Source organism: Mesorhizobium sp. M6A.T.Cr.TU.014.01.1.1 (genome assembly GCF_004022765.1).
GTDB classification, from domain to species: domain Bacteria; phylum Pseudomonadota; class Alphaproteobacteria; order Rhizobiales; family Rhizobiaceae; genus Mesorhizobium; species Mesorhizobium mediterraneum.
Window position 1 is genome coordinate 18,043 of sequence record NZ_RZPG01000046.1, and the last position, 10,205, is coordinate 28,247.

The window sequence follows — 10,205 nt, forward strand, 5'->3', positions numbered from 1 at the left end:
CGGGAATCGTCCGATAAGTGATGTAACCGGAACAGGATGACACGTGGCGCCAACGCAATCGATGCGGGCGAACGCCGGTGAAGAGACGAAACGGCTGGCTGCATGAGCGCCTCCGTTCGTGAAGAGTTTTCGAAAATTTCAAAATGAAGAGAGTCGAATGAGGCCACAACAGCAGAACAGGCGCATGCGCGGTCGCAACAACAGCGGCGGCGGCGGTAACAACAATAATAACAACAACCGCAAGGGCCCAAATCCCCTGACGCGCAACTACGAGAGCAACGGTCCGGACGTGAAGATCCGCGGATCGGCTCAGCAAATCGCCGAAAAATACGCAACCCTTGCCCGTGACGCGCAAAGCTCCGGCGACCGGGTGATGGCGGAAAACTATCTCCAGCACGCCGAGCACTACAATCGCATCATCGCTGCCGCACAGGCGCAGATACCGATCCAGAGCGCTCAGCAGAATCGCGACGATTTTGACGATGACGGCGACGAAGATCGCGACGAGTTCGACAATGCCGGCAACAGCAACGTCGGTGAGACGGCGGCTCCGGTGGTCAACCACGGTGCCGGCCCGCAGCCGGTCATCGACGGCACGCCAGCCGAGTTGGCGTTCAACCAGGAAAACGGCCGTGACAACGGCCGTGACAATCGCGACAACGGTGGGCGCGACAACGGTGGACGCGACAACAATGGCGGCCGCCATCGTGACCGCCGCCCCAATGGCGGCTACGGCCAGAACGGCCAGCGCGGCGAATATGGTGCGCGCGGCGAGCAGGGCGGACAGCGCAGCGACCAGAACCGGCGCAACGAGACGCCAGTACAGAATGAAACGCCCGTGCAGGCGCAAGCTGTGTCTCCGGTTGAGCCTGCTTCTGTGGCCGAACCCGCGCCGCAGTTCGAAAACTTTTCGCCGGCGGCTCTCGCTGCCCAGGCCGAGATGAACGAAGCAGCCACTGAAAGCGGCGCTGCCCGCCGCCCCAGGCGTCCGCGCCGTCCGCGCGTCAATGCTAACCAGGTGGATGGCGGCAACGACAATGCTGGCGCCGATAATGGGAATGCAGCGCCGGCGGAAGACGCCGGTGGCGAGCCCGCCATCGTCGACGTCAACAACTGATCGAGCAAGGCTTTCAGACATTCTTGGGCGGCGGAGAGAAATCTCCGCCGTTTTTGTTTGTGCGCCCGTGGAATATTATGCGTTCGCCATTACCGGACGTCTTGAGGGGCCGTGGCTTGCGCACCATATCTCGCGTGAACAGGACCCGGCTCGAACGGGCGGGTCCGTCACCGCAATCTGATCCGGTGCCGCAAAGCGGGCCGGTGACGGAAGGAGACAGATATGAATCTTGAAAAATACTCCGAGCGCGTGCGCGGCTTCATCCAGTCTGCGCAAACAATGGCGCTCTCGCGCAACCACCAGCAGTTCACCCCCGAACATATATTGAAAGTGCTCGTCGACGACGACGAGGGCTTGGCCGCGTCGTTGATCGAGCGCGCCGGCGGCAGCGTTCGCGACGCCAAGCTTGGCGTCGAGACAGCACTTGAGGCAATGCCCAAGGTGGAAGGCGGCAACGGCCAGCTTTATCTGGCGCAGCCGCTGGCCAAAGTGTTCTCGACCGCCGAGGAACTGGCCAAGAAGGCCGGCGACAGTTTCGTCACGGTTGAGCGGCTGCTGACGGCGCTGGCGGTCGAGAAATCCGCCAAGACCGCCGATATCCTGACCAAAGCCGGCGTGACCCCACAGGCGCTGAACCAGGTGATCAACGAGGTCCGCAAGGGCCGCACCGCCGACTCGGCGAGCGCCGAGCAGGGATATGATGCGCTGAAGAAGTACGCGCGCGACCTCACCGCCGACGGCCGCGCCGGCAAGCTCGACCCCGTCATCGGCCGCGACGACGAGATCCGCCGCACCATCCAGGTGCTGTCGCGCCGCACCAAGAACAATCCGGTGCTGATCGGTGAACCCGGCGTCGGCAAGACGGCGATCGCCGAAGGGCTGGCGTTGCGCATCGTCAATGGCGACGTGCCGGAATCGCTCAAGGACAAGCAGTTGATGGCGCTCGACATGGGGTCGTTGATCGCCGGTGCAAAATATCGCGGCGAATTCGAGGAGCGGCTGAAGGCGGTGCTTTCGGAAGTCACCGCTGCCGCTGGCGGCATCATCCTGTTTATCGATGAGATGCACACGCTGGTCGGTGCCGGCAAGGCGGATGGCGCCATGGATGCGTCGAACCTGTTGAAGCCGGCGCTGGCACGCGGCGAACTGCATTGCGTCGGCGCGACGACGCTCGATGAGTACCGGAAGCATGTCGAGAAGGACGCGGCCCTTGCCCGCCGCTTCCAGCCGGTCTTCGTCAATGAGCCGACCGTCGAAGACACCGTCTCCATTCTGCGCGGCCTGAAGGAAAAATACGAGCAGCACCACAAGGTGCGCATCTCGGATTCGGCGCTGGTCGCGGCAGCGTCGCTGTCCAACCGCTATATCGCCGACCGATTTCTGCCGGACAAGGCGATCGACCTTGTCGACGAGGCCGCGTCGCGGCTCCGGATGCAGGTCGATTCGAAGCCCGAAGCGCTGGACGAGATCGACCGCCGTATCATGCAGCTCAAGATCGAGCGTGAGGCGTTGAAAGTCGAGAAGGACGACGCGTCGAAGGATCGGCTTGCCCGCCTCGAAAAGGATCTTTCCGCCCTGGAGGAGGAATCGACCGAACTGACCTCCAAGTGGCAGGCCGAGAAGCAGAAGCTCGGGCTCGCCGCCGACCTGAAGAAACAGCTCGACGAGGCACGCAACGAGCTCGCCATTGCCCAGCGCAAGGGTGAATTCCAGCGCGCCGGCGAGCTGGCCTATGGCAAGATCCCGGAACTCGAGAAGAAGCTGACGCAGGCCGAGGCGCAAGACGGCAAGGTCGGCATGGTCGAGGAAGTGGTCACTCCCGATCATGTCGCCCATATCGTGTCGCGCTGGACCGGCATTCCGGTCGACAAGATGCTGCAGGGCGAGCGCGACAAGCTGTTGCGCATGGAAGATGAGATCGGCAAGCGAGTCGTCGGCCAGGGCGAAGCGGTGCAGGCCGTGTCGAAAGCCGTGCGCCGTGCCCGCGCCGGCCTGCAGGACCCGAACCGGCCGATCGGCTCGTTCATGTTTCTCGGACCGACGGGCGTCGGCAAGACCGAGCTGACCAAGGCGCTCGCCAGCTTCCTGTTCGACGACGAGAGCGCGATGGTGCGTATCGACATGTCGGAATTCATGGAGAAGCACTCGGTCGCCCGGCTGATCGGCGCGCCTCCCGGCTATGTCGGCTACGAGGAAGGCGGCGCGCTGACCGAAGCGGTGCGGCGCCGGCCCTACCAGGTCGTGCTGTTCGACGAGATCGAGAAGGCGCATCCCGACGTGTTCAACGTGCTGCTGCAGGTGCTCGATGACGGCCGGCTGACCGACGGGCAGGGCCGCACGGTCGATTTCCGCAACACGCTGATCATCATGACGTCGAACCTCGGCGCCGAATATCTGGTCAATCTCGGCGAGAATCAGGACGTCGATGTCGTGCGCGACGAGGTGATGAGCGTCGTCAGGGCGTCGTTCCGGCCGGAGTTCCTCAACCGCGTCGACGAGGTGATCCTGTTCCACCGGCTGCGCCGACAGGATATGGGCCGCATCGTCGAGATCCAGCTCAAGCGGCTGGAAAACCTGCTCGTCGATCGCAAGATCACGCTTTCGCTGGACCAGGATGCGGTCGATTGGCTGGCGGCCAAGGGCTACGACCCGGCCTATGGCGCGCGGCCGCTGAAGCGGGTGATGCAGAAGGAGTTGCAGGACCCGCTGGCGGAAAATATCCTGCTCGGCGACATCCTCGACGGCTCGACCGTCAAGGTCACCGCCGGTTCCGACCGGTTGAATTTCCGGTCGAAGCCGACGGTCGTGGCGACCGAGGCGGCGGCCTGACTTCGAGTCGGCTTGCATAAAATGGCGGGGGCGCAGATGACGCTGGATGACTACAACAGCTTCTGCGCCTCGTTGCCGTCGACGACCCATGTCGTCCAGTGGGGCGGCGCCCATGTCTGGAAGGTCGGAGCCAAGGTCTTTGCGATCGGCGGTTGGAGCGAGGGGAAGGAGCCGTTCGTCACCTTCAAATGCTCCGACATCGCCTATGACATCTTGAAGGAACAGCCGGGCCTTCGGCCCGCGCCCTATCTCGCGTCACGCGGCATGAAATGGATTCAGCGCCAGACAAGCCAAAGCATGGACGATGACGCGCTGAAGGACTATCTGCGCGAAAGCCATCGCCTTGTCGTGCTCAAGCTGACCAAACAGGCGCGCAAGGAATTGGGGCTCGCCGCCAGCTAGTGTTCTAACTCCAGACCGCCAGAAATCCGCCATCTTCATGCCCGGTTCATGTTGGAACCTTATGGTCGCCAACTGATTTGCTGGCGAAGGGGTTGATCGATCGCGTCGGCCCGAAAATCCAATTCGATTTTCAAAAAAGCGCGATGCGGAGATTAAAGTGTTAGAGCGTCCTTTGCGCGTCCGGAAGGACGCGCGGCGCTCTAAAGAGACAACGCCGGGCGGCGGCAATTACGGACCGGAGAATTTGGCCAACATGTTCCGCACGATCTTCACCCTTTCGGCGCTCGCCGCCGGGCTGCTCTCTTCGAGCGCAATGGCCGCGCCGACGGACGACATCGCGCCGCGATCTGCCCGTGCGGCCGATGCCGGTGGTGTGCTGGTCGCCCAGAACGGTGATTTCGACGTCTATTATGACGCCAGGGGAAACCGCGTCATCGTCGATGCGGAAACCGGCAAGGTCCTCGCCATCCAGCCACCGCAGACCAGGTTCGATCGCCGTGCGCTGCGCCAAGAGCGCTTGCGCAATCTCGGACCGGTCGAGGACGACCGCTATTATCTCGACGATCCGGAAGACACGGCGCGCCTGCGCCGCAGGCAATTGGAAGAGGAAGGCCTGATCGTCGTGCCGCCGGTCGATGAATACGACCCCTACAGCGACAATTCGGTGGAAGCTTTTCCCGAAGCCCCGCGGGATGACGGCAGCTATGGCAATAATTATCCGGAAGCGCAGCAGCCGGCAAAGCCGCGCACCGTCAAGCGCCAGCCACTCAACGAGGCTTCGATCGAGCCGGTCGAGCCGACGGCGCCGGGCGACCAGGCGGCACTGCCGCCAAAGATCGGCGGCGAAACGGCGGTCGACCCGTCGCTCTCGCTTGGTGCACGCCAGGAGGTTGCTGCGTTGCAAGTGCTGCTCGACCGCGCCGGCGCTTCGCCCGGCGTCGTCGACGGGCGCTTCGGCTCGAATGTCGACAAGGCGCTCGCCGCCTACAACGAGATCACCGGCAGCAATCTGAGGTCCACCGATGTGGTCGGCATCCAGGCCGCCCTTGAGCAATCCGGCGGCGATGCCTTCGCCTCCTATAACATCACGCCCGAAGATGCGGCCGGCCCCTATGTTGCCTCGGTACCGGAAGACTACAGCCAGAAGGCGCAGCTTGACCGGCTGAGCTACGTCTCCGTCACCGAAGCGCTCGCCGAGCGCTTCCACATGGACGAGAACTATCTGAAGGCGCTCAATCCGGAAGCCAATTTCAACCGTCCAGGCACGATCATCAAGGTCGTCAATTTCGGCAAGCTCGTGGCGAAGCCGGTGGCAAGCATCATCGCCGACAAGGGCAAGAAGCAGGTCCGCGCCTATGACGCGTCGGGCAAGCTAATCGCGGCCTATCCAGCCACTATCGGCTCGGCGGACACGCCGTCACCCACCGGCACGCATGCGGTGTCGCGGGTCGCGTTAGATCCGAACTACACCTACAATCCGAACATCAATTTCAAGCAGGGCGAAAACGACAAGATCCTGACCATCCCGCCGGGCCCGAACGGCCCCGTCGGCTCGGTCTGGATCGCGCTGGACAAGCCGACCTACGGCATTCACGGCACACCCGATCCCTCCAAGATCGGCAAGACCGAAAGCCATGGCTGCGTGCGGCTGACCAATTGGGACGCGCGCGAGCTGGCAAAAATCGTGTCGCCGGGCGTCACGGTGGAGTTCATCGACTGAGCGCCATATCCCAAATCCTTCGCACGACAAGGAACCGCGGACGGGCGACTTAGAGGTCTCGATCCTGTTCTGGTTTCAACGACAGCAAGCCTCTGGCCGGTTGTTGCGGGCGCGTAGGAGGTCTAAGCAGGCTTCATGCGTTCTCCATGCGAAGTCGGCGCCGACGCCGTCCCCCTGGTCAGGCCGCTCCCGGCCGATACGTTTTGCCCGCAATCGCGGCGCAGGTTCGTGCTGATCGCGGCGATCCTGGCTTCCGCGCTCGGCTTCATCGACGGTTCGATCCTGGCTATCGCCACGCCGGCGATCCGCTTCGACCTCGGCGCCAGTTTCGCCGAGGCGCAGTGGATTTCCAACTCCTATGCGCTGACGCTTTCGGCGCTCATCCTTGTCGGCGGCGCCGCCGGCGACCGTTTTGGTCTGCGGCATGCTTTCGTGGCAGGCATCGCGCTGTTCATTGCCGCCTCGCTTGCCTGCGCGGTGGCGCCGAATCCGCCAGTGCTCATTGCGTTTCGCGCCATTCAGGGCATCGGTGCCGCCATCATGGTGCCGGGCAGCCTCGCCATTATCGCCAAGGCCTATCCGAAGAAGGAGCGCGGCAGGGCGATCGGCATCTGGGCGGCGGCCTCGGCGCTGACGACGGCGCTTGGCCCGGTGCTGGGCGGCGTTGTCTTGTCGGCCTTCGGCGACGGCATCTGGCGGGTGATCTTCGCGGTCAATCTGCCGCTTGGACTTGTCTCGATCTATCTCCTGCTCGCCAAGGTCCCGGCCGACGCTCCGACGGAAAAGCGCAGCCTCGATCTCGGCGGCGCTGCCCTCGCCACATTGGCGTTCGGGGCGCTTGCCTATGGCTTGACCTCGATGAGCGCAGAGGGCGAGGGGCAAATGTCTGGCCCGAGCATTGCCGCCGGCGCTGTGCTGCTCATCGTGTTCATTGTCTTCGAGCGCCGGCAGCGCGAGCCGATGATCGATCTCTCGCTGTTTCGGGTCCGCGCTTTCGCCGGCGCCAATGTGGCGACCTTCTTCCTCTATTTCGCGCTGTCGGCCAATCTGTTCTACCTGCCGATGCTGCTCATCGCCGGATGGGGGATGAGCGCGGCCGAGGTCGGCTTCATCTTCCTGCCGCTGTCGGTCTTGATCGCGCTGTTGTCGGGGCCGATCGGCCAGTGGTCCGACCGGATCGGTCCGCGTTTTCCGATCGCCAGCGGCAGTCTTGTCGTCGCTGTCGCCTTTGCCGGGCTTGCCTTGCTGGCCTATGCCGGGATCCACAGTTTCTGGTGGGGAGTGTTTCCGCTGATGGCGCTGATGGGGCTCGGCATGGCGCTGGTCGTGTCGCCGCTGTCGACGGCGATCATGACGGCGGTCGAGGACAAGGATACGGGTGCCGCGTCGGGAATCAACAATGCCGTCTCGCGCATTGGCGGCCTGATCGCGGTGGCGGCGATGGGATCACTGGCGGCCTGGGTCTATGCGGCAGCGCTGAACATCGGTTCCGCATCCGGCGTTCCGGGTTTCGGCGAACCGGCGCCGGCGGGCCTGGCATCGGACCTCGATGCAGCAAGGCTTGCCGCCAGCGACGCAGCGTTCGCGGCCGTCGCCTTGGTGACCGCGCTGCTTTGCCTGCTCTCGGCGATCGTGGCGTGGACGACTGTTTCCGGCGAGCGACTGCCATGGTCGCGTCGAGCTGAGAATCCGCAAAGCTGAGAAGCCCAGAAAGGCTCCAAGGTCGCTCAGCCTTCGATCTTGGCGCTCGCGACCTTCAGCGAATCACTGTCTTCCTGCTTGAGCAGATCATCGATGCGCCCGCGCTCACGCTTGAAGGCGACGAGGTCGTCGCCCTTCAGCACCTTGCCGACCGGCAGGCGAACACGCATCGGGTCGACCTTGGTGCCGTTGACGATCAGCTCGTAGTGGAGATGCGGACCGGTGGCGAGGCCGGTCTGGCCGAGAAAGCCGATGGTCTGGCCTTGGCGGACGCGCACGCCCGGCGCGATGCCTTTGGCAAAAGCGCTCTGGTGATTGTAGGAGGTCTCGTAGCCATTGGCGTGGCGGATGATGATCTGCTTGCCATAGCCGCCGGCCCAGCCGGCCTTCTCGACGACACCGTTGCCGGCGGCAATGATCGGCGTGCCGATGGCGGCTGACCAATCGACGCCGGTATGCATGCGCACATAGCCGAGGATCGGATGCCTGCGGGCACCGAAGCCGGAACGGAATTTTCCTGCCGGCAGGGGATTGCGCAGCAGGAATTGCTGGGCGCTGCGGCCGTCCTCGTCGAAATAGTCGGTGCTGCCGTCCTGCATCTGAAACCGGTAGAAATTGCGCGTCGTGCCGCTGAAGTTCGCCGAGACATAGAGCAACTCGGACTCGTCGGACGCCTGGTCGTCGCCGTCCGGCTGCGAGAACAGCACCTCGATGCGATCCGACGGATTGAGCCGCGACTGGAAATCGACACCGGACGCCAGGAGCTTGATCAGCCGCTTGGTCATCGCCTTGGACATGCCGTAGGAGTAGGCGGCGCGGTAGATGCCATCATAGACGTTCGGCAGATTGCCGCGCACCACCGGTGCGGGCGAATCGTCGAATGCGGTCAGCAATTCGGGATTGGGCTCCGGCTCCTGCGCCGGCACATATTGGCCGTGATCGTCGAGCGCGATGGTGACGATATGCTGGGCCCTGTCGTAGATGCCGGTGCGAACGACCTTGGCGGCGTCGCCATGGATCTCGAGCCCGACGCGCAGCACGGTTCCCGCCTTGAGCGCTGTCGCATTCAGCAATTTGGCGATCGCCTCGGCCATGCCGGTGGCGTCCTCGCCCGTATAGCCCGAATCGGCGAAGGCCTCGACTATGTCGCGGTCTCGGGTGAAAGGGATGATTTCCTCGGCGAAGGCCGGCGCCTGATCATCGGGGGCAGCGCGCAGCGACACCGAGACGTTTTCAGGAACGATCTTGACGTCGTAGGAACCGGCCATGCTCTCGGCGAACGCATCGCCGAATCGCTGCGGGTCGACATAATGCAGCGATGCAACCTGCACGGCGCCGTCGCTCAGGCCCGTGCCGGCCTCGCGCACCACCTTTTCCACCTCGTCGGCGGACAAGTCACTCTTTTCGTCGAAGGCGGCGGTCTCGATCGGGAAATCGACCGTCTTCAGGCTCATCTCGCTTTCGACCTTGGCGCCATAGATCTGGCCGGCGGCGGCGGTCGCCGGCTGGCCCGCATTGTCGTCGCGGTCGTCGCCAAACACCTGCATCGGGTTGAAAGGCGGATAGGCGCGGCTGGTCGTGTGCCCGGCGGCAAGCGCCATCTTGATCTGCACGAAAGGCATGGTGTGGATGACGTCGCGGTCGCCGACCTTGGTCACCATCGACACTTCCATGCGCCGACGGTCCTTGGCCTTGGCGATCTGGCGCGGGGCCACCAGCCTGGTGGTCTTGGCGATCTCGCCGGAATCGTCGCCTCTTGCAAGGCTGATCAGTTCGGCGATCTCGGGCGGCGTTGCCAATTGCTGACGGCCGTCAAGAGCCGCGAACAGCGCCACGCCCATCAGCACGCTCGACGTCACGCCGGTCAGAAAGGTGCCCGACAGCCAACGTGCCGAAACCTCGCGCCGGTCGGGCGGGCCACTGCGACCGTCCGCAATCAGCGGCGGCTCGTTGCCGAGTTCGGCTATGACATTTTCCGTATCTGGCATCCAGAAAGGCTGCTTCTTCCCCGGGCGGGACGGCTTGTCGCTTTTGTTGTGGCCATGACATTTGCCTGTCACGGCGGGCGAAGTCAACGAAGCGCCTGGCCTCGGCCGAAATCCCCAATCACACTTCTCTCTTAGTGGCTCTCTTACAGTCTCTTATAAGCGGCGCCGCGCGGGTGGTTCGCACGCCTGCTTTGTTGGCCTTGGTGTCAAGCCGTAATGCGGCGGCAATAGGGCTCCGGCATGGTGGTCGGCTTTGTTATTCCCATGCCGCCGCGGAAGTCGGCTACCGAAAATCTTTTGTCGCAAAAAATTCAAGAAAGATTGAAATGGTTGTTGACAGTTTGGACGGGCGCCGACTATATACGCCTCACCAACGAGGGCGGCGCGCCGCTGGCGACGAAGAAGTTCGCTTCTAGATCTGCCCTCTGCGAAATTCAAGAGAGCCGCG

The 10,205-nt window shown here is 63.5% G+C and carries 6 protein-coding genes and 1 pseudogene; 6 read left to right on the forward strand and 1 reads right to left on the reverse strand.

The genetic code is table 11. The features are described from left to right. The first annotated feature begins 157 nt into the window (after nt 1-157). The 5 genes from EN885_RS31900 to EN885_RS31920 all read left to right on the forward strand — a co-directional run bounded on the left by EN885_RS31900 (nt 158) and on the right by EN885_RS31920 (nt 7,769). Nucleotides 158-1,117: a DUF4167 domain-containing protein gene (locus EN885_RS31900; RefSeq protein WP_128244198.1), complete on the forward strand. Its 960-nt coding sequence runs from the start codon at nt 158-160 to the stop codon at nt 1,115-1,117. 222 nt (nt 1,118-1,339) lie between these two features. Further along, entirely contained in the window at nt 1,340-3,946 is a 2,607-nt protein-coding gene (gene clpB / locus EN885_RS31905; RefSeq protein WP_128244199.1) for an ATP-dependent chaperone ClpB, read from the forward strand. Nucleotides 3,947-3,982: 36 nt separating this feature from the next. Then, complete coding sequence (locus tag EN885_RS31910; RefSeq protein ID WP_127295427.1) at nt 3,983-4,348, forward strand: MmcQ/YjbR family DNA-binding protein; 366 nt, start codon at nt 3,983-3,985, stop codon at nt 4,346-4,348. Nucleotides 4,349-4,601: 253 nt separating this feature from the next. Beyond that, entirely contained in the window at nt 4,602-6,068 is a 1,467-nt protein-coding gene (locus EN885_RS31915; RefSeq protein WP_128244202.1) for a L,D-transpeptidase family protein, read from the forward strand. A gap of 135 nt (nt 6,069-6,203) precedes the next feature. Beyond that, a complete protein-coding gene (locus EN885_RS31920) occupies nt 6,204-7,769 on the forward strand; it encodes an MFS transporter (RefSeq protein WP_128244200.1) in 1,566 nt (521 codons plus the stop codon). A gap of 26 nt (nt 7,770-7,795) precedes the next feature. On the opposite strand, the gene EN885_RS31925 is transcribed toward EN885_RS31920, so the two are convergent. Continuing rightward, complete coding sequence (locus tag EN885_RS31925) at nt 7,796-9,757, reverse strand: M23 family metallopeptidase (RefSeq protein WP_164897959.1); 1,962 nt, start codon at nt 9,755-9,757, stop codon at nt 7,796-7,798. A 240-nt stretch (nt 9,758-9,997) separates the two neighbouring features. Here EN885_RS31925 and EN885_RS33970 point away from each other — a divergent pair. Further along, a pseudogene (locus EN885_RS33970) lies at nt 9,998-10,205 on the forward strand (hypothetical protein); the annotation flags it as partial.

Bases quoted from the DNA above. Each gene is read 5' to 3' on its own strand.
- EN885_RS31900 (WP_128244198.1), top strand. From the start codon at position 158: ATGAGGCCACAACAGCAGAACAGGCGCATGCGCGGTCGCAACAACAGC.
- clpB (WP_128244199.1), top strand. From the start codon at position 1,340: ATGAATCTTGAAAAATACTCCGAGCGCGTGCGCGGCTTCATCCAGTCT.
- EN885_RS31910 (WP_127295427.1), top strand. From the start codon at position 3,983: ATGACGCTGGATGACTACAACAGCTTCTGCGCCTCGTTGCCGTCGACG.
- EN885_RS31915 (WP_128244202.1), top strand. From the start codon at position 4,602: ATGTTCCGCACGATCTTCACCCTTTCGGCGCTCGCCGCCGGGCTGCTC.
- EN885_RS31920 (WP_128244200.1), top strand. From the start codon at position 6,204: ATGCGTTCTCCATGCGAAGTCGGCGCCGACGCCGTCCCCCTGGTCAGG.
- EN885_RS31925 (WP_164897959.1), bottom strand. From the start codon at position 9,757: ATGCCAGATACGGAAAATGTCATAGCCGAACTCGGCAACGAGCCGCCG.